General features: G+C 30.5%; 24 protein-coding genes. 18 read left to right on the top strand and 6 right to left on the bottom strand.

Annotation, left to right across the window (positions count from 1 at the left end):
* Window positions 1-74 precede the first annotated feature (74 nt).
* From Anndu_RS09505 to Anndu_RS09555, 11 genes are all read left to right on the top strand, one after another.
* Entirely contained in the window at window positions 75-761 is a 687-nt protein-coding gene (locus Anndu_RS09505) for an ATP-dependent Clp protease proteolytic subunit (protein WP_464104062.1), read from the top strand.
* A gap of 52 nt (window positions 762-813) precedes the next feature.
* Window positions 814-1416, top strand: a complete 603-nt coding sequence (locus Anndu_RS09510) for an ATP-dependent Clp protease proteolytic subunit (RefSeq protein WP_464100978.1) — start codon at window positions 814-816, stop codon at window positions 1414-1416.
* Window positions 1417-1590: 174 nt separating this feature from the next.
* Window positions 1591-2364, top strand: a complete 774-nt coding sequence (locus Anndu_RS09515) for a peroxiredoxin-like family protein (protein ID WP_464100979.1) — start codon at window positions 1591-1593, stop codon at window positions 2362-2364.
* Window positions 2365-2422: 58 nt separating this feature from the next.
* Complete coding sequence (locus tag Anndu_RS09520; protein ID WP_464100980.1) at window positions 2423-3043, top strand: TIGR04282 family arsenosugar biosynthesis glycosyltransferase; 621 nt, start codon at window positions 2423-2425, stop codon at window positions 3041-3043.
* A 17-nt stretch (window positions 3044-3060) separates the two neighbouring features.
* On the top strand, window positions 3061-3765 hold the full coding sequence (locus tag Anndu_RS09525; protein WP_464100981.1) for a TIGR04283 family arsenosugar biosynthesis glycosyltransferase: 705 nt from the start codon (window positions 3061-3063) through the stop codon (window positions 3763-3765).
* Window positions 3762-4907, top strand: coding sequence for an FAD-dependent oxidoreductase (locus Anndu_RS09530; RefSeq protein ID WP_464100982.1), 1146 nt, complete (start codon window positions 3762-3764; stop codon window positions 4905-4907). The genes Anndu_RS09525 and Anndu_RS09530 overlap by 4 nt, the downstream gene beginning before the upstream one ends.
* 45 nt (window positions 4908-4952) lie before the next feature.
* On the top strand, window positions 4953-5951 hold the full coding sequence (gene arsS, locus Anndu_RS09535) for an arsenosugar biosynthesis radical SAM (seleno)protein ArsS (RefSeq protein ID WP_464100983.1): 999 nt from the start codon (window positions 4953-4955) through the stop codon (window positions 5949-5951).
* Between the two features lie 77 nt (window positions 5952-6028).
* Window positions 6029-6277, top strand: a complete 249-nt coding sequence (locus tag Anndu_RS09540; RefSeq protein WP_464100984.1) for a hypothetical protein — start codon at window positions 6029-6031, stop codon at window positions 6275-6277.
* Window positions 6278-6315: 38 nt separating this feature from the next.
* Window positions 6316-6684: a PIN domain-containing protein gene (locus Anndu_RS09545; protein ID WP_464100985.1), complete on the top strand. Its 369-nt coding sequence runs from the start codon at window positions 6316-6318 to the stop codon at window positions 6682-6684.
* A gap of 36 nt (window positions 6685-6720) precedes the next feature.
* Complete coding sequence (locus Anndu_RS09550; RefSeq protein ID WP_464100986.1) at window positions 6721-7377, top strand: TVP38/TMEM64 family protein; 657 nt, start codon at window positions 6721-6723, stop codon at window positions 7375-7377.
* Window positions 7378-7430: 53 nt separating this feature from the next.
* Window positions 7431-8966: a mercuric reductase gene (locus tag Anndu_RS09555; RefSeq protein WP_464104063.1), complete on the top strand. Its 1536-nt coding sequence runs from the start codon at window positions 7431-7433 to the stop codon at window positions 8964-8966.
* Here Anndu_RS09555 and Anndu_RS09560 read toward each other — a convergent pair.
* The 3 genes from Anndu_RS09560 to Anndu_RS09570 form a co-directional block, all read right to left on the bottom strand.
* A complete protein-coding gene (locus tag Anndu_RS09560) occupies window positions 8963-9760 on the bottom strand; it encodes a DUF6816 family protein (RefSeq protein WP_464100987.1) in 798 nt (265 codons plus the stop codon). The genes Anndu_RS09555 and Anndu_RS09560 overlap by 4 nt on opposite strands.
* A gap of 60 nt (window positions 9761-9820) precedes the next feature.
* Window positions 9821-10108 carry a 2Fe-2S iron-sulfur cluster-binding protein gene (locus Anndu_RS09565; protein ID WP_464100988.1) on the bottom strand — a complete coding sequence of 96 codons (288 nt, stop codon included), beginning with the start codon at window positions 10106-10108 and terminating at the stop codon, window positions 9821-9823.
* 68 nt (window positions 10109-10176) lie between these two features.
* Window positions 10177-11544 carry an AAA family ATPase gene (locus tag Anndu_RS09570; RefSeq protein ID WP_464100989.1) on the bottom strand — a complete coding sequence of 456 codons (1368 nt, stop codon included), beginning with the start codon at window positions 11542-11544 and terminating at the stop codon, window positions 10177-10179.
* A 206-nt stretch (window positions 11545-11750) separates the two neighbouring features.
* On the opposite strand from Anndu_RS09570, the gene Anndu_RS09575 reads away from it, so the two are divergent.
* Complete coding sequence (locus Anndu_RS09575) at window positions 11751-12257, top strand: SHOCT domain-containing protein (RefSeq protein ID WP_464100990.1); 507 nt, start codon at window positions 11751-11753, stop codon at window positions 12255-12257.
* A gap of 36 nt (window positions 12258-12293) precedes the next feature.
* Window positions 12294-12836: an SHOCT domain-containing protein gene (locus Anndu_RS09580; protein WP_464100991.1), complete on the top strand. Its 543-nt coding sequence runs from the start codon at window positions 12294-12296 to the stop codon at window positions 12834-12836.
* A gap of 207 nt (window positions 12837-13043) precedes the next feature.
* Here Anndu_RS09580 and hisG read toward each other — a convergent pair whose 3' ends face one another.
* Window positions 13044-13679 carry an ATP phosphoribosyltransferase gene (gene hisG / locus Anndu_RS09585; protein WP_464100992.1) on the bottom strand — a complete coding sequence of 212 codons (636 nt, stop codon included), beginning with the start codon at window positions 13677-13679 and terminating at the stop codon, window positions 13044-13046.
* 67 nt (window positions 13680-13746) lie between these two features.
* Entirely contained in the window at window positions 13747-13986 is a 240-nt protein-coding gene (locus Anndu_RS09590; RefSeq protein ID WP_464100993.1) for a 2Fe-2S iron-sulfur cluster-binding protein, read from the bottom strand.
* Window positions 13987-14127: 141 nt separating this feature from the next.
* Here Anndu_RS09590 and Anndu_RS09595 point away from each other — a divergent pair, with 141 nt between their 5' ends.
* The 4 genes from Anndu_RS09595 to Anndu_RS09610 all read left to right on the top strand — a co-directional run bounded on the left by Anndu_RS09595 (window position 14128) and on the right by Anndu_RS09610 (window position 17882).
* Complete coding sequence (locus tag Anndu_RS09595) at window positions 14128-14520, top strand: phosphomannose isomerase type II C-terminal cupin domain (RefSeq protein ID WP_464100994.1); 393 nt, start codon at window positions 14128-14130, stop codon at window positions 14518-14520.
* 79 nt (window positions 14521-14599) lie between these two features.
* The gene (locus tag Anndu_RS09600) at window positions 14600-16075 is read left to right on the top strand and encodes a protein kinase domain-containing protein (RefSeq protein WP_464100995.1); all 1476 of its coding nucleotides are present in this window, start codon (window positions 14600-14602) and stop codon (window positions 16073-16075) included.
* A 15-nt stretch (window positions 16076-16090) separates the two neighbouring features.
* Window positions 16091-16765: a transposase gene (locus tag Anndu_RS09605; RefSeq protein ID WP_464100996.1), complete on the top strand. Its 675-nt coding sequence runs from the start codon at window positions 16091-16093 to the stop codon at window positions 16763-16765.
* Window positions 16766-16855: 90 nt separating this feature from the next.
* Window positions 16856-17882 (top strand): IS630 family transposase gene (locus Anndu_RS09610; RefSeq protein ID WP_464104064.1). Its coding sequence is split into 2 segments (ribosomal slippage): window positions 16856-17235 and window positions 17234-17882, totalling 1029 coding nucleotides; the frame shifts between segments, so codons are not numbered across the junction.
* A gap of 163 nt (window positions 17883-18045) precedes the next feature.
* On the opposite strand, the gene rimK is transcribed toward Anndu_RS09610, so the two are convergent.
* The gene (gene rimK, locus Anndu_RS09615) at window positions 18046-18951 is read right to left on the bottom strand and encodes a 30S ribosomal protein S6--L-glutamate ligase (RefSeq protein WP_464100997.1); all 906 of its coding nucleotides are present in this window, start codon (window positions 18949-18951) and stop codon (window positions 18046-18048) included.
* Between the two features lie 200 nt (window positions 18952-19151).
* Here rimK and queD point away from each other — a divergent pair, with 200 nt between their 5' ends.
* Window positions 19152-19559 (top strand): 6-carboxytetrahydropterin synthase QueD, encoded by a 408-nt coding sequence (queD, locus tag Anndu_RS09620; protein WP_464100998.1) that lies wholly within the window; start codon window positions 19152-19154, stop codon window positions 19557-19559.
* The last annotated feature ends 384 nt before the right edge of the window (window positions 19560-19943 follow it).

The following is a 19943-nucleotide window of genomic DNA, read 5'->3' on the forward strand; positions in this document are numbered from 1 at the left end:
TACTGGTTACTGTTCACTGATTAAATACGCTACAATCTACAAAATAAAGAAATTTCATGATTAGATTAAACAACATCGAAATGGAAATTAAAGCTGTTCAATCATCTTCCTATTATGGAGATGCCGCTTTTCGGACTCCACCACCGGATCTGGAATCATTATTACTCAAAGAAAGGATCGTTTATCTGGGAATGCCCCTATTTTCCTCCGATGACGTAAAAAGACAAGTGGGTATTGATGTAACTGAGTTAATTATCGCCCAACTGTTATATTTACAGTTCGATGATCCCGAAAAACCGATCTTTTTCTATATTAATTCCACTGGAACTTCATGGTATACAGGGGATGCGGTGGGCTTTGAAACGGAAGCTTTTGCTATCTGTGATACTTTAAATTATATTAAGCCTCCGGTACATACGATCTGTATTGGTCAGGCCATGGGTACGGCCGCTATGATTTTATCCGCCGGAACAAAAGGTTTTCGGGCTAGTTTACCCCATGCTACCATCGTGTTAAATCAAACTCGTAGCGGTGCGCAAGGTCAAGCCTCGGATATTCAGATCCGCGCCAAAGAGGTAATTTCTAATAAGAAAACCTTTTTAGAAATTCTCTCGAAAAATACGGGTCAATCAATGGAAAAAATCGAAAAAGATACCGATCGCACCTTTTATCTGACCCCAGAGGCCGCTAAAGAATACGGTTTAATTGATCGAGTTTTAACCAGTACGAAACAATTACCTAAACCCTTAGCAGTAATTTAATTTAACCCTTAACCTATTATTGTTTAGCAAATAACCAAAATTAGTAAAAATTATGCCTATTGGTGTTCCTAGTGTTCCCTATCGTTTACCGGGTAGTCAATATGAAAGATGGATTGATATTTATACCCGTTTAAGTCAAGAAAGAATTATCTTTTTAGGTCAAGAAGTAACCGATAGTTTAGCTAACCGAATTGTAGCTTTTTTGTTATATCTTGACTCAGAAGATCAAAATAAACCCATTTATTTATATATTAATTCTCCGGGGGGTTCTGTAACGGCAGGGATGGCCATTTATGACACCATGCAATATATAAAATCAGAAGTGATTACCATTTGTGTGGGTTTAGCGGCCTCAATGGGTGCATTTTTACTAGCTTCAGGTAGTCCGGGGAAAAGATTAGCCCTCCCCCATGCTAGAATTATGATCCATCAACCGATGGGAGGCACAGGCCGCCGTCAAGCAACGGATATTGAGATCGAAGCCAAAGAAATTATCCGTATTAAACACCAATTAAATCAGTTAATGGCTAATCATACCGGCCAAACTATTGACAAAATTGAAAAAGATACTGATCGAGATTATTTCATGTCAGCCGAAGAAGCTAAAATTTACGGTTTAATTGATAAAGTGATTGAAGATACCCATTCAACTTAATTTGTTTAATCTCACCCCGAACCCCTCTCCTGACTAAGGGAGAGGGTTTTTTTTATATTGAAATATGATCAGAAGAAAAAATAAGAGAAATATATGAACAAGAAATAAGCAGTGATGAAGCATTTTTAAAATTTGATATAATAAAATCTCAACTTAGTTAAGTCTTAAAAGCTTATGAATATTTATCAAATTTTAAAGCAAACCGCCAAATTAAGAGTTAGTGATGGCGAAATTGTCCCCATTTTTAATGGTTGTGAAAACAGTGAATTTCTGTTAGTCTTAATCTGGTCACAACTTGGTGATTTTGATAACTTAGAATATGCTTGGTGGCTTAAACGGGCTGAAAAAGAATTAGCAAATAAAAATATAGCTATTCGCGCGATCGGCATTGGAAACCGCAATTCTGGCTTAAAATTCTGTCAATATACGGGCTTTCCTGAGTCGTGCTTATTTGTGGATCCTGATGCCAACATTCATCAAGAATTAGAGTTATATCAAGGGTTAAATTTTAATTTACCATTTTTTAATCCCTCACAAAACGCATGGTTAAATTTCCTGTTAATGTGTGCAGGAATAGGAAGTAAAGGTACATTAAAAGAAGTTTTCAGAGGGTATTTAGGGGATCGACAAGCCCCCCAACTAATCGCTGATGATGAGGTAATTCACGCTAAACCCTTACCCGCCTTAAAAGGCTCATTTTTCAACATGGCAGGAGGAAAAGGGTTTCAACGCCCCTTTGAATTAGCTACTATTAGGTTAAAAAATATGATAGAAGTATTGAGTAATTGGTCAATTTATGTGCCTAATTCAGCCTATTTAACCCAAAGGGGAGCAACATTTTTATTTGATACTCAGGGTAATTTATTATATGAACATCGGGAGCAGGGAATCTTAGATTTTGCCGAAAATAAAAGTAATCCATTAAGTTTTATTTATGAAGAAAAATGAGTCAATCAACAACTAATTAATCAAGAATTAAAAAGTTTGATCGAAGATTGGTATATTAATGAAGAAACAACGTTTAATTATTGTGACAAGGTATCCAGAAATAGGCAAAACAAAAACCAGAATGATCCCCCTTTTAGGGGCAAAAGGTGCGATGGAATTACATCGTCAAATGACTGAATATTTAGTCAATAAATGTCAATCATTAGGGCAAAATAATCGAGAAATTATTATTTATTTTACAGGAGGAAATGAACATTTAATGCAACAATGGTTAGGCTCAAATTTTATTTATAAACCTCAAGTAGAAGGGGATTTAGGTTTAAAAATGAAATCAGCTTTTATTGATGCTTTTAATCAAGGAATAACCGAGGCAGTTTTAATCGGCACTGATTGTCCAGAAATAACAATTGAGCTTCTACAACAAAGCTTTAAACTATTAATAAATAATCAAGATTTAGTATTAGGAAAAGCTCAAGATGGGGGCTATTATTTAATCGGTTTAAATCGCCTAATTGAGCCTCTTTTTCATCATATTAAATGGGGAAGTTCTCAAGTCTTAAATCAAACTTTGACTATTGCTAAAAATCTTAACTTAAATTATCATTTATTACCAGAATTATCTGATATTGATCGCCCTGAAGATCTATCTATTTGGGAAAAAATAAACAGATTAACATAATTAAACATTAAATAACGATGACACAAGCAAAAATCTCAATTATTATTCCTGTTTTTAATGAAGAAAAAAAGATTAAAGATACATTGACAGCTATTTTAAATCATCAAAATCATGAGCAAGTTGAAATTATAGTAGTAGATGGTGGTAGTACGGATCAAACTGTCAAAATTGTTCAATCAATGGGGATAAAAATTTATCATTTTCCCCAAAAAGGTAGGGCTAATCAAATGAATTTTGGGGCAGAAAAAGCTACGGGAGATATTTTTTTATTTTTTCATGGTGATACGATTATTTCTGCTAATTTTCCTAAGATTATAAGAGAAATTTTAGCTCAATCTGAAGTGGTAGCAGGGGCATTTTTATTAAACATAAATAGTAACAAAAAAACAATGAAATTTATTGAAATGATGGCTAACTGGCGATCGATCTTATTTTCTTTACCCTATGGAGATCAAGGAATATTTTTAAAACGCTCAATCTTTGAAAAAATAGGAGGTTTTCAAAACTTAGAAATAATGGAAGATTTTGACTTAATTCAAAGATTAAAAAAATTAGGTAAAATTAGAATAGCCTCCACTTGTGTGATTACTTGTGATCGCCGTTGGCAAAAATTAGGAGTTTTTAAAACCACTTTAATTAATCAACTGGTAATCATTGGTTTTTATCTTGGTATTTCCCCTAAAAAATTAAAACAATTCTATCACAGAGAAAGAAAAAAATGACTGTAAATCAAACAAAATTAGTCTTAGTTGGTGGGGGGCATAGTCATGTAATTGTTTTAAAACAAATTCAACAATTCCCCTTAGTTAATACCCAAATAATTTTAATTAGTAATGTGGTTAAAACCCCTTATTCTGGAATGTTACCTGCCCACATCGCCGGTTTTTATCCTGCCGAAGAAATTTATATAGATTTAAGGGCATTAACTCAAGTTACTCAAGTTAAATTTTATCTGGATCAATGTGTTAGAATTGACCTAGAAAATAAACAAATTTTTTGTCAAAATACTGGTTTAATTTCCTTTGATTATTTATCTATTGATATTGGTAGTACACCGGATCAAAGTTTAATTAATGGGGCTAAAGAATTTGCGATCAGTGCAAAACCAGTTCCTCAATTTTTAGAAAAATGGTACAATCTTTTAACTGAAGTTAAATTAAATTCTCAAAATATTAATATTAATAAACCTTTACAATTAGGGATTGTGGGAGGTGGTGCAGGAGGGGTAGAGTTAGCTTTAAATATGAATCATCGTTTAAGTCAATTATTACCTAAAAATCATTTTCAAATTAATTTAATCCATCGTCAAAATCAACTTTTAGCTAATCATAATCAATGGGTTAGTAAGAGACTTCATCAATTATTATTAAAGCAAAAAATTAATCTTTATTTAAACGAAAATGTTACCAAAATTGAGCCAAATCTTATTATTTGTCAATCTGGTTTAAAGATTAATTGTAATTTTATTTTTTTGGTAACTCAAGCTAGTGCTTCTTCTTGGGTCAAAAACTCACAATTAACTACGGATCAAAACGGCTTTATTTTAATTAATTCTTATTTACAGTCGGTTTCCCATCCGTTTATTTTTGCCTCTGGAGATATTGCCAGTTTTGAAGATCATCCTCGCCCAAAAGCCGGAGTTTTCGCTGTACGTCAGGGAAAACCCTTATTTGAAAATTTAGCTCGAATTATTAATAATCAACCTCTTAAAAGTTATATTCCTCAGAAATATTATTTATCTTTAATTGGTACGGGAAATCAAAAAGCGATCGCTTCGTGGGGGCAATTTGGTTGTGAATCTTCTATTTTTTGGTATATTAAAGATTATATTGATCGGCAATTCATGCAACAATTTAAAGTTTAACTTCAATCTTATTATTAATTTAATCTCAAAATCTAACTAACAAAAATGCAAACAAAAACCTTAACAATTACCCCATTTAATCATAAAATTAAACACCCTTTAAGCAAAAGTAAAATTACAGTTTTACAGATTAATTTAGGTAAAAAATGTAACCTTGCTTGTGAGCATTGTCATGTGGAAGCAAGTCCAAAACGAACAGAAGAATTAACGCCAGAAATTTGTGATCAATTAATAAAATTAATTGCTAAATTTCCCCAAATTAAAACAGTAGATTTAACTGGTGGTGCTACTGAATTACATTATGGTTTTAAACAATTAGTAGAAACAGCAAAACTATATCAAAAAGAAATAATCGTTAGATCAAATTTAACAATTTATTTTGAAAAAGGTTATCAATATCTACCTCAATTTTGTGCAGATCATGAAGTCAGAATTATTGCCTCTTTACCTTGTTATTTAGAAGATAATGTGGATCAAATGCGTGGAAAAGGGGTTTATCATAGTTCGATTAAAGCAATACAATTATTAAATAATTTAGGTTATGGAATTAAGTCAAATTTAATTTTAGATTTAGTTTATAATCCGGCTTTACCTACTAATGAGCAATTTTCTTTAACCCCCAATCAAGTTAAATTAGAACAGGATTATCATAAGTTTTTAGAACAACATTTTAATATTAAATTTAATCGTTTATTAACTATTACTAATTTACCCATTGGTAGAACTAAATTATATTTAGAAAAAGAAGGATTAATTAAACCCTATTTACATTTTTTAGAATCTAATTTTAATGCCCAAACTCTTGATAATTTAATGTGTAAAAATCAATTATCAATTGATTACTTAGGGAATATTTATGATTGTGACTTTAATCAGATGGAAAATTTACCTTCAAAATTAGAAAATGGGGAACTATTAACCGTTGCTAAATTATTAGAAATAAATAATTTAGATGTAATTGAAAATATCCAAACAGCCCCCTATTGTTATGGTTGCACGGCTGGATCTGGCTCAAGTTGTGGAGGTGCTTTAACTTACAAATAATTGCCACCCTTACAAATATTATGCTATAATTGAGGTAATTATAAATATCAAATTTATCTAAGTTATGTTTTTAATTTATGACTTTAATAGAGCTAAAAAATCAAGCATTAAAACTACCTCTTTCGGAAAAATGGTATTTAGTTCAATCATTACTTAAATCCATAGAAAAAGAAACAGAATTAGTTTTGTCTGATCAAACAAAGAATATACCAAAACCAATTAAAACATTAGAACCTTGGACTCAAAATTTAATTGGAGTCATTCAAGTAGAAGATAAACCCTCTCAAGAATTATATATTAATTATTTAGAGGAAAAATATACTTGAAAAAAGTTTTATTTGATAGTGATGTAATTATTGACGTAATGACTAATCGTCAGCCTTTTATTGTTACTTCAGCTCAAGCACTGAATACGGTTGCAACTTCTCAAGTAGAAGGCTATATTTCTGGTCATGCAGTAACTAATATTTACTATATTCTGAGGCGACAAATTGGCATTTCTGCAACCTTAGATATACTAACAAAGTTATTAGAAAAATTAAAAGTTGCTAGTGTTAATGATGCGGTTATTCGTGCGGCATTACTAACACAAATGACTGATTTTGAAGATGCCGTAACTAGCGAGGTGGCTTTTTCTATTAACTTAGATTTCATTGTTACCAGAAATATTAAAGATTATCTTAATTCCCCTATTCCTGCCATACTGCCTGAAAGATTGTTAGAATTGATTTAAAAAATGTTAGTTTTTTATCTCTTTAGGTCAACAATAATGTTAGTGCAATCTTTAAATTTTAACAGTTTTAATCTTCAAGAATGGTTAATTAATGTTTTACAATGGATTAATAGTTTGGGGGGATTAGGCTCGATCGCTTTTATTTTACTATATATTATTGCCACCGTTGTGTTTTTGCCCGGCTCAATTTTAACTTTAGGAGGTGGGTTAATTTTTGGGGTAATTTTTGGTTCAATTTATGTTTTCATAGGTGCTACTATTGGGGCAATTTTTTCATTTTTAATTGGAAGATATTTGGCGAGAAATTGGGTATTAAAACAAATTGCTGACAATCAAAAATTTAAAGCAATTGATCAAGCCGTTGGCAAAAAAGGCTTTAAAATTGTTTTGTTAACTCGTCTATCTCCCCTTTTTCCTTTTAATTTATTAAATTATGCTTATGGGGTGATGGGAGTATCTTTAAAAGATTATATATTTGCTTCTGTTGGTATGATTCCGGGTACAATTATGTATGTTTATCTTGGCTCTTTAGCGGGTAATTTAGCTACCCTTGGCACTCAAACTTCTAGCACTAATTTTATTGTTGAATGGAGCTTAAAAATTATTGGTTTTATTGCTACCTTAACCGTGACTTTCTATGTAACAAAAATAGCAAAACAAGCTTTAAATGAGGTAGTAGAAAATATTAGTTAATCATGTAATAATAAACTCATTAATTAACTATGAAAATTTAATTTTTATCTATGATGAATCAAGCAAATAATTCACCGATAAATCTTCTGCCAATGGATGAATCTAATCAAAAATTAATCTCTTTAGTTCATCCTCAAAATTGGGTTAATCCTATTCCTCAATCCTGTTATGATTTAGTAGTAATAGGAGCGGGAACGGCAGGTTTAGTAGTATCAGCAGGGGTAGCAGGTTTAAATTTAGGCTTAAAAGTTGCTTTAATTGAAAAACATTTAATGGGAGGAGATTGTTTAAATTTTGGTTGCATTCCTTCTAAAACTATGATTAGATCAGCTAAAGTGATTGGTGAAATTATTAAAGCTAAAAAATTAGGCATTAATATCACAGCAAAAGAGATAGATTTTGCTTTGATCATGGAAAGAATGCGTCAAATTAGAGCTGATATTAGTTATCATGATTCTGCTCAAAGATTTAAAAGTTTAGGGGTTGATGTTTTCTTTGGGGAAGCTCATTTTTTTAGTCAAAATACAATCGAAGTTAATCAACAAAAATTAACTTTTAAAAAAGCAGTAATAGCCACAGGTGCAAAACCAATAAAACTAACAATTAAAGGTATAGAAACAGTACCATTTTATACTAATGAAACTATTTTTTCTTTAACGGAATTACCTTCTAGTTTAGCTGTCATTGGTGGCGGTGCGATCGGTTGTGAATTAGCTCAACTTTTTCAGCGTTTAGGCTCTCAAGTCACAATTTTTCATAAATATAATCATTTATTAAATAAAGAAGATGATGAGACGGCAGAAATTATCCAAAATATTTTTAAGAAAGAGGGAATTAATTTAATATTAAATGCTCAAATATTACAAGTAGAAAAAACAGATCAAGGTCATAAAATTTATTATCAATTTAATCAAAAAGAAGCTTCAATTATCGTTCAAGAAATGTTAATTGCAGTGGGAAGATCCCCTAATATTGAAGGTTTAAATTTAGAAGTTGTAGGGGTAGAATATGATCAAAAAGGGGTTAAAGTTAATGATTATTTACAAACAACTAACCCTAAAATATATGGGGCTGGAGATATTTGTTTATCCTCGAAATTCACTCATACTGCCGATGCCGCCGCTCGAATTGTCATTAAAAATGCTTTGTTTTCTCCCTTTGGTTTGGGTAAGGCTAAATTTAGTAATTTAGTGATCCCTTGGGTGACATATACTGATCCCGAAATTGCCCATGTGGGAATGAATGAGAGAGTTTTACAACAACAGGGCATCCCATATCAAACCATTAAAATTATGATGAGTGAAGTAGACAGGGCGATCGCCGATGGTGAAACCGAGGGTTTTGTGAAAATTTATCATCACAAAGGCTCAGTTTTAGGAGCTACCATTGTGGCTAGTCATGCGGGGGAAATGCTCTCAGAAATTACCTCAGCAATGGTTAATAAAATCAGTTTAAATCAGTTATCTAATGTGATTCATTCCTACCCTACCCAAGCGGAAGCCATTAAAAAAGCCGCAGACGCTTATCGCCGTACCTTATTAACTCCAATTACCCGAAAAATCTTAGAATTTTTGACTAAATTATCCTAATTGTTATATAAATTTAACTGATAATAATATAAAGCAACGGGTTGATTTTGATATTTAAAATAATTGGGATCTTGAGGTGATAAATAAATAGAAGTAATTTGTTTTGCCTGAATATTGCCTGAAGGTAAATAATAATAATCGGTGGTAGTTTCCACTTCATTAAGATAAATTTCCGCTTTTCCTCTAAATATTTGTTGGGTAATTTCAATAGTTAAAAATTCTTGATCTCCAATAGTTTCTGTTAATCTTCCTGTGATATTTGAAATTAATTGTGTTCCATCTTTAAAGGTGGTAATTTGTTGATTAGGATTGTTAGAATCAACTTTCACTGTTAAAATATTTTCTTTGCCTAAATAAGTTTCTGCTATTTGTAAACCGTTAAAAGCTCGATCGGCAATAATCGCATTTTTATTAGTAATTAAAGATGGTAACAAATACTGTTTTTCGCTGGTAAGAATAGTGGGAATATATTGAACTTGAAAATTAATTTTCTTGTTTAAATATTGACGATTTCCCTCAAAACCAGGACTAATAAATTCAGGTGCTAAAGGTGCTACCATCTCAATTAAGGTACTTTCCACATTCCATTTTCCCGCAAACCATTGGGGGAAAATTAAATCTCCTTTAGCTATATTAACTGTGGGTTTATTCTGCCAATTTGGATAATGATTGAATCGCTCTTTGATGGTTTCTGCGATGGCAATTTGACTATGAAAATTGAAGACTAAACATACACATAGTAAGAAATTAATGAGCTTAAAAATTACTTGTATTAAAGATGATTTGTTCAGCATTTGTGATGAGAATTAAATTAAAAGTTTATAATAATTAAATTACCAAATATTGGTATCACCTTATCCCCAAAAACCGTCATATTTTTTAATAATTATATCATCTAAAACTTGAGTTTGACAGGCTAAACGCAGTTTTTGCTCAGGAGAATGGGGCGGTAAAGATAGTCTTGTTTTTTCTTTCCAATTAATTTGGGAAACTTCCCCTTCAATCATCACAGCACAAATGCCACAAGTGCCGATTCCTCGACAATTAATCCATTTTGATTTACCATTGACGAAATTTTGACGTGAAATTAACTTTACGGCGATTGATTGCTGAGTGCTGATTAAAGATGAAACTGTTACCATATAAGCTTTATCAGTTATTGGAGATGTCTGAGATGTCTAATGATACAATCAAGATGAGTTATCAGTTATTAATTGAAAAATGAATTAACATATTCCCTAAAAATAGAAGACAATTTAAACATTATTTTTTCTTCTTTAATTTTAATTACTAAATATCTTTGTTGTAATGATTGTAAACCATTATTAAAATCTAAAGATGATAAGTTTAAACTTTGTCTTAATTCTTCTCTTAAAATAGGATTTTCTGACTTACTTAATTGTAAGATTATTGTTTGTTCAATTGATGATAAATTATTAAAAATTCCTTGAAAATGGCACTGCATTTGTGGAGTGATCATAGGCACAGTAACAAGCCTATTAATATCTGTAGCACAATTTTCCGTTAAAAATTCAGTTACTTGACCATCATAATTTTTATTAATTAACATAGTGATAGTTTTTAAATAAAAGAAATTACCTTCATATAAATTAATTAACTTTAACCAATTAACTTCATCTGTTAAACCCGTATTTTTAAGTATATTTATATCATCTAAACCTAATAAATTTAAAGATTTAACCGGATATAATTCTTGATCAAAACAAGACATTTCTACACATTCTTCTTGACTAATTAAAATAAGATTACTTTGATGTTCAGTTTCAATAATTCTTATAAAAAAATCTTGATAATTTTGAAATTTAGCTTGATATTGTCCAGCTAATTGACTTTTGATAAAAATATTTTGTAAATCATCAAGAATAATTAAACATCGTTGCTCTTTAAAAAGAGTAAATAATTGATTTAATTTATCTTCTAAATTTTCTTTAATTTCAACTTTACAAATTTTTAATATATTATTAACCAGTAAATCTAAACTTTTGGGAAATTTTAAAGTTTTCCAAATAATTACCTCAAATTGATCTAAGTTTAAATCAATAAATCTTTTAACTAAATAAGTTTTACCTATTCCAGACAACCCTAAAACTGAAATTAAACGAGTAGGGGTAAAGGGCTGATCGCCTTTAAAAATCCAATTATAAAGGGTTTTTAATTCAGTTTCTCGATTATAAAATTTTAAGATTTGGGGAGCTAAAGTTAAATCATATTTATTTAATTTAATCTGATTACTTTTAAACCCATTATGATTATTAGAAAATTCATGATTGTGACAAGAATTAATATGATTAGTTCCAAAATTAACAAACTGGGAATTTATTACTCTTTCAATAGTCCAAATAAAATTATTTTTATTAACATCTTCACCTAACTTTTCCGATAAAATTTTAAATAATTTCCTACTTTCATCACCGATATAACCCTCATTATAACCATAAAGATCGGCTATTTGTTTATAGGTCTTTCCTTGAGATATTTCCTCAATAATCTTTTTTTGTAAATCATCTAAATGTTGATCCGTCTGATGAAATACCCATTGATCAACGATTTGTAACATTTCTTTAACATTCATAAAACACATATCAAATAACATTTTAAGATATTATAGCTTATTTCAACTCAATAAAATCTGTTATTTTCTGGTAATTGCTTAATATTTTGTAATAAAACAACTGGTAAAATCTGGTTTTTTCTGCTAACGGTGATTTAAGTATTAGTTTTAAAATGTTAATTAAAATTTAATTATAAATTCTAATTAACTTTATGAAAAAAGATAATTTATCTCTTTGGAATCCCTTTATTCCTAGTGAAAGAGATATAAGTCGTGCTAGTGAATTAGCTCAAAAAAATTTAGTTTTAACTGGAGTATTAACATTTATCTTTTTTCCCGCAGGATTAATTTATTTAAACAGAGCAATTAATCCCCTGAAAATTTTAGGTTATACTTTTGTTTTGATGATTTTAGCTAGTTTGGGATCACCATCTGGAAAAGATAAAGAAGATTTTATGTTATTTCTTTCTTTTATCGGTGTTAGCACAATGACAGCCGAACAAATTATTACTGTCAATTCTGCATCTAAAAAACTAGGTGAAAATAATACTTCTTTATCAAGTTATATAACGGATAATTCTCAACAAAATTATAGTAGTTATAAAACCAATGATAAAGCTGTAAAAATGCTCAAAGAATTAAAAGAAAAATATGAAGCCAATGAAATTTCTGAAGAAGAATTTAAGCTTCAAAAACAACAAATTCTTGAGTCTATCTAACTTTAATCCTTATGTAATTAATAGGAAGTAATCGTTATGACTAACTTTTTTAAAAATTTAACCCAATCTTTTAGTGAAAGTGTAGCGGAAGCTTCTGCAAAAAGCACTGTAGATTTACAAAGACAAAATGAAATTACTAAATTGGAAGCACAGATTAAAGAAATTAACATTAAGCTACAAAAACAGTATATTTTATTAGGTCAATCTGTTGCTGATAATTTTCGCAAATCTGAATCTATTAATCAAGAAAGTTTATCAAAATTGTTTAATCCGATTGAGAAATTAGATCAAGAGAAAGTGGAGATTTTGGAAAAAATAAAAGAGGTTAAAGCAAAACAGGCTGAACAACAAAAAGCAGAAGAATTATTGAAGATAAAAAAAGAAGTAGAAGCAGACTTAAGAAAGTTAGAAGAATTAAAATCTTTGGGAGTTATTGATGAAGATGAGTTTGAAGTAAATCAAGTAAAATTAAAGAAAAAAATTAATAATTTTGAAAAATTATACAGTTTAAAAGTTGCCTTTGAGCGTGGCTTAATTAATCAAGAAGAATACAATAAAAGAAAGGCCAATCTTGAGTAGTTTGTAGTTGTAATAATTTGTCGAATGGGCAACATTTGAACATAAAAATATTAATGATTAAACATTAAAAAGTTGTCTACCTGAGAGATTTAAAAGTCGGGGGTTTTTAAAATCACCGACTTTTGGGTTAATACTATAATTATTAAAAATAAATTAGAATGAGATAATAACAAGATCGGTGGTTGTTGTGCTTAAAACTATTGTTCATTAATTAATTACTTGATTAATTTGAGTTACTAAATTAGATAAATTATCTCTATTTAAACGATAACTTAAAGGATGGGCAATTAAACGGGCGGTACTATCAAATAATTTTTCAATTTCAATTAAGCCATTATCTTTTAAGGTTCTTCCTGATGAGACCAGATCAACGATCGCCTCGGACATTTCCGTAATCGGGCCTAATTCCACTGAACCATAAAGGGGAACTATTTCTACTGGTAAATCTATATTATGAAAATGCTCTTTAGCACAATTCACAAATTTTGAGGCTACTCGCCCATGATGAGGCAGATCCTGCGATCGCCGATAATTACTATTAGCTTTAACCGCTACAGATAGACGACAATAACCAAATTTTAGATCCGTTAAATGGGCGACAACGGGCTTTTTTTCCCTCAAGACATCATAACCAGCAATGCCCAATTGAGCCTGACCATATTCCACATAGACAGGCACATCATGGGTTCTAACTAATAAAGCTTTGGCTGTGCCTGTGGGATCCTCAATTTGTAATTGACGATTATCAGGATCTAAAAAAGCAGAAAAATCTAAACCAACTTTTTTAAAAATTTCAATACAATCTTTTAATAATCCGCCTTTTGGTAATGCTACAGTTATCATAATTAAGTAATAAGTAGGGAATAGAGAAATAATATATTTACTGGTTAGTGATCACCGTCCACTGATATTACCATGTAGGATCGCCATAAAGATGGATTGTTAAATGATCTTTACCTCTGGGAACGGCCGTAATACAAGCACAAATATTTGTCCCATCGTCTAATTCTACCTCACAAGCGTGACAAGTTCCCATTAAACAGCCTGTAGGAATAAAAATTCCGGCTTTTTCGGCCACATCTAATAAAGATTCACCGGCCTGAGCCTCAATCATAATATCATCGGGTAAAAATTGAATTTGAACACTCATGGAATTTTGAAAAAAGAAAATGATTAAATTTTATTATTAATTAATAATTAATTTTATCATTAAGATCAGACTAATTACCAATCACAAAAAAATATGTCAAGATAGGAATAAGTTAATCTAGTTTAAAGGATTTTATTTAAAATGGTTCAAACGGCAGAAACCTTAATCAACAATAGTAAAATTAATCCCACTGAAATGCGTCCTTGGGGATCATTTACCACTTTAGAAGAAGGAAATGGCTATAAAATCAAACGCATAGAAGTTAATCCCGGCCACCGTTTAAGTCTGCAAATGCACTATCACCGCAGTGAACATTGGATCGTTGTCTCAGGTACGGCTAAAGTTATCTGTGGCGATCGAGAAATGATTTTAGGAAGTAATCAGTCTACTTATGTTCCCCAATGTCATCTTCATCGTTTAGAAAATCCAGGAGTGATTCCTTTAGTTATTATTGAAGTGCAAAATGGCGAATATTTGGGTGAAGATGATATTATTCGTTTTCAAGATGATTACGCTAGAAATAGTCAAAAGTAAACAGTCAAAAGTGAACAGTAAACGGTGAACATTTAATAATAATCAATCACAAATCACAAATCAAAAACACCCAATTACAATGGAAATAACTCTTTCATCTTTAGCAAAAGATACAATTATTAATAATAATTATAAAATCATTAAATTAATAGGACAAGGAGGTTTTGGTGATGCCTATTTAGCTGAATTAATTACTACGGGAGAAAAACGTCTATTAAAAGAATTTGCTCCTAAAGTTTCTACGGCTTCTGCTATTACTAAAGCCCAAGAATTATTTAATCGAGAAGTTGGTATTTTACAACAACTAAATCATCCCCAAATCCCTAAATTTTATGAACTATTATCTATAATTATTAATGGTCAAAATCGTCTATTTTTTGTTCAAGAATATATCGAAGGAAATAGTTATAATGGTTTAAAATTATCCCAAACTGAAATCATTAAATTTTTAGAAGATCTGTTACCCGTTTTAAGCTATCTTCATCAACAAAATGTAATTCATCGTGATATTTCACCAGACAATATTTTAAAAAGAAATCAAGATCAAAAACCCATTTTAATTGATTTTGGAGCAGTTAAAATTGCCTCTAATCAAGCATCCCAATTATTAGGAGGTTTTAATTTAACAAAAATTGGTAAAATAGGCTATGTTCCCAATGAACAAATATTAAGAGGTCAAGCTTTTCCCTGTAGTGATCTTTACGCTTTAGGAGTAACTTGTATTGTTCTTTTAACGGGAGAAACTCCTAATCATTTACAAACTCTTAGCACTGATAATACAACGGTTTGGCATTGGGAAAATAAAGTTAATATTGATCCTAATTTAACTAAAATTTTAAATAAAATGATCGAAGAAAATCATTTTCATCGTTATCAATCGGCCGATGAAATTTTAGCTGAATTAAACCGTTATCAATTAAGTCAAAATTTAGCCCAGTCTAACGCTAAAACGCCTACTACTTTAACAGTTTTAGTTCCTGATCCAACCCCAAAATTTCAGATTAATTATTTAGAAAATTTAAGTAATATTATTAATTCATTTTGGCTTAATTTTGGTCAATTATTATCTGCTAATCACCAAAATATTAATCCGTCTGTAGTTAATCAATCTCATCAAAAATCTTCTTTACCAAAGTTAAAAAAGACAGCAATTATTATAACCTTTATTTTATTACCCGGAATAATTACTTTTGCATGGGGCAGAAGTTTATTAAATCAAAATCATCAACAACCATCGGAAAGTTGTCTTAATTATGATGAAATAAAAATGAGTAATTGTATAGATCAAAAAGTATCTAAATTATATAATAATAAAAGTTTATTTTATCAAGAAGTAGATTTAATTTTTAATCAAAAACATCCCGAATTAAAGGGTAGAAAATTAACTAATAGTAATAATCCTCAAGAGGTAAAATTAAGAAAAGAATGGTATCAAATAGCTGAAAATTTATTAAAAGAAAAATCTAAACCCAAAATTTTTAAAAACTGGATCATTAGACCTCTCTATAATATAATAGAAATAAAAAAATTAAGCTATCATCAACAAAAATTTTAAGGAGAAATAACAAAAATGAGTAATTATACTTGGCAATATATTCAAGATCACAAACAAGCAACTAAAAGATTATTAGGAATTAATTATGAACAATTACAACAGCTAATCGCACATCTTTTGATCTTGGAGAAACAAGCAAAAGAAGAATCCGAAAAACAAAAAACTAGAATTATCAATTCCGGTGGTGGTAGAGAGAGTAAACTTTCAAAAGAAAACCAGATTATTTTGACTTTAATTTATTTAAGACATCACCTGAGTTTTCAACTATTAGGTATCATCTTTCAAGTAAGTGAATCAACGGCGAATAATTTGTTTGATTATTGGCAAAAAATTATGAGAGAAGCTTTGCCATGTTCTTTACTAGAACAAGTAAAAAAGTCCCCAGAAAAAATAGAAGAAATGTTGGAAAAATTGAAGGAAAATGAATTATTAGTAGATAGTGAAGAACAGCCAAGAGAAAGACCTTTAGACTATGAAGAACAGAAAAAATGTTATAGTGGAAAAAAATGTGAACATACTTTTAAAAATCAATTAATTAGTCTTCCAAAAGGCCGAGATATTGTGGATGTGGTTGCGGGAAAACCAGGGCCTTCAAGTGATATTAACATTTGTCGTCAAAATCTCAAGAAGTTTGGGATAGATCAAAGGTTTAAAGGGGATAAAGCTTATGTGGGAGAGCCACACCACTAATGTGATTAATTATTTATAGCAATCCTAAATAGGTCATAACAGATATAATATTAATTATAATCTAAATTCAAGGAAAAAAAAATGAACATTATTTCTGAGTTAAATGATTTTATCAATCAAACAAAAGAGGCTAAAGAAATAAAAAGGGCTTTAGCTGTCAAAATGATTTTAGAAGGAAAATCATACCATGAAGTAAAAGAATTATTACAAGTTTCTCATAGCTTTATTAGTATGTGGAAAAATCAAGCTCTTTTTTGTGGAGTAGAAAGCTTGAAATTACAGTTTAAAGGAACTAAAAGTGAATTAAAACCAGAAGAAAAAGACCAAGTTATTAATTGGTTAAGAGAGCAAGAATATTTAAGATTATCAGATTTAAAAATTTATTTAGAGCGAGAATATAATATTATTTATAAATCCAATCAAAGTTATTATAGTTTGCTCAAAGAAGCGAAAATAAGTTGGAAAAAACTCAAAAAAGAATCCGGCTAAAAATGACGAATTAGTCGAAGCTAAAAAAAAAGAAATCAGTGAAAAATTAGAGATTTGGAAAGAAGAAATAGAGAGTGGAGAGCTTGTAGTGTTTATGATTGATGAATGTCATTTACTTTGGGGAGACATTTTAGGTTATGTTTGGGGAAGAACAGATCAAAGAATAGAAATTCCCATTAAAAATGAAAAAAGCCGACAAACTTATTATGGGGCATTAGACTATCAAACTAAAGAATTTATTGTCAAAGAATATGAAAGTGGAAATACAGAAAATACGATCAAATTTATCAAGTATTTACTATCAAAAAGAAAAGGAAAAAGATTAGCAATATTTTGGGATGGAGCAACCTATCATGACTCAAAAGAATTTAGGGAGTATTTAACTATAATAAATCAAGATTTATTGGAAGAAGAATGGTTAATTACTTGTCATAAATTTGCCCCTAATGCTCCAGAACAAAATCCGGTAGAAGATATTTGGCTACAAGTGAAAAATTTTATTAGACAATTCTATCATTTATGTAAATCATTTAAAATAGTAAAGTGGCTATTTAAGTTTTTTGCGCATGGTCAAATATTTGATTTCCCCAAACTTTATCAATATGGAATTTTGCCACAACCTATTTAGGATTGCTATATTTAACTGAAGGTTGAATCAAAGTTTTTGAGTAAGATAAGTTTTACTTATTGTATTTCTCTTGATTTTTGTATTCAATGTTACCAAATTTAATTACAGAAGATTGAACAATTAACTAATTTCTCTTTTAATTCTTCATTGACTTTGTAATTAATTAATATTGAATTTTATCTTTAAGATTGCCATAAATCGCATTTTTTTCCACAAATTCAATAATTTTACTAGCCACATCTATGTGCGTTGCTTTTTCAATGCCCTCTAACCCTGGAGAAGAATTAACCTCCATCACCACCGGGCCATGATTTGATCTTAGCAGATCAACCCCCGCAATACTTAAACCCATCGCTTTAGCCGATCGCAGGGCAATATTTCTTTCCTCTGGAGTAAGTCTAACTTTTTGAGCCTTACCCCCCCGATGTAAATTAGATCTAAACTCACCCTCCGCCCCTTGACGTTTCATGGAAGCAATAACTTTATTTCCCACCACAAAACAACGCAGATCAGCCCCTTGAGCCTCTTTAATATATTCCTGTACTAAAATATTGGCCTCTAAACCCCGAAAAGCCTCGATCACCGACTTGGCCGCTTGATGGGTTTCCGCTAAAACCACGCCGATGCCTTGAGTACCTTCTAATAATTTAATCACTAAAGGCGCACCTCCCACCGTCTCAATTAAACCATCAATATCTTGAGTGGCATGGGCAAAACCCGTTACAGGTAAACCAACTCCCTCCCGTGCTAAAATTTGTAAACAACGTAATTTATCCCTCGATCGAGAGATAGCTTGAGACTCATTAGCACTAAAAACCCCCATTACTTCAAATTGTCTAACTACGGCCGTACCGTAAAAAGTACGAGAAGCACCAATGCGAGGGATGATCGCATCAAAATTTTCTAAAGGTTTACCGTTATACATCACCGAAGGCTTCTGGGAAGTAATATTCATATAACAGCGTAAATAATTGATTATTCTCATTTCATGGCCTCTTTTTTCTCCTGCTTCTTTTAATCTTTTAGTGGAATAAAGGGAATTATCTTGGGATAAAATGGCAATTTTCATATAAGTTGTATTTTGATTAAAAACTTAGCCTTAAAAAATTTTCTCACAATCGGGAATCATTAGTTAAATAGAAATAAATTTGATACAATTGTAGGTTATCTGTTGACAGTTAACGGTGGACAAGTGACAAATTAAAAAAGTAATTGTTAACTTTCCATGCTCAATTGTCAATTGTAAAAAAGCTATAATCTTAAATTTTTATGACCAATTTGACATCACAACAATGGATTATTTATAAAGAATTTAGTTTTGAGGCCGCCCATCGTTTGCCCTTTCATGATGGGAAATGTAGCCGTTTACATGGCCATAGTTGGACGGGTAAAATTTATATTAAAGGTAATAGTTTAATTACTGAAGGGGCAAAAAAAGGTATGATTATGGATTATGGAGATATTAAAAAATATATTAAACCCTTATTAGATCAATATTTAGATCATTATTATTTAAACGAATCCACAGGCCTAGAAAATCCTACTTCTGAGGCTTTAGCTAAATGGATTTATGAGAAATTAGAAGCAATGAATTTACCCGGCCTTTATGCGGTAGAAATTAAAGAAACTTGTACTTCTGGCTGTCAATATCATAAGTTAACGCCCTCACCCCTTTGATCCTAGGCCGTTTTCAAAGTCAATTTTTATGATCTTTGTAATCTTTTTATGTTAGCCTTTTTCACTTATTTTTAAGATTAATAAATCAAAAATTATTAAAAAAGTGATAATTTCTAATATAAATTAAGTTCAATTCATTGAACGATTTATATTAGCCTTGAAATTCATTTCAAGGCGGTATCAATACTTTAAGAGATCACGGTGAGTAATTCACTCGCAATGAAATCAATTTCATTGCTAACAGTGATCGTTCAATAAATTGAACTCACAATTGCATTTTTACCTTGACTTTGAAAATACCCTGCTCCCACTGCAGGGCGTTTTCAAAGTCAATTTTTATGATCTTTGTAATCTTTTTATGTTAGGCTTTTTCACTTATTTTTA

The organism is Annamia dubia NIES-4383 (assembly GCF_055394725.1).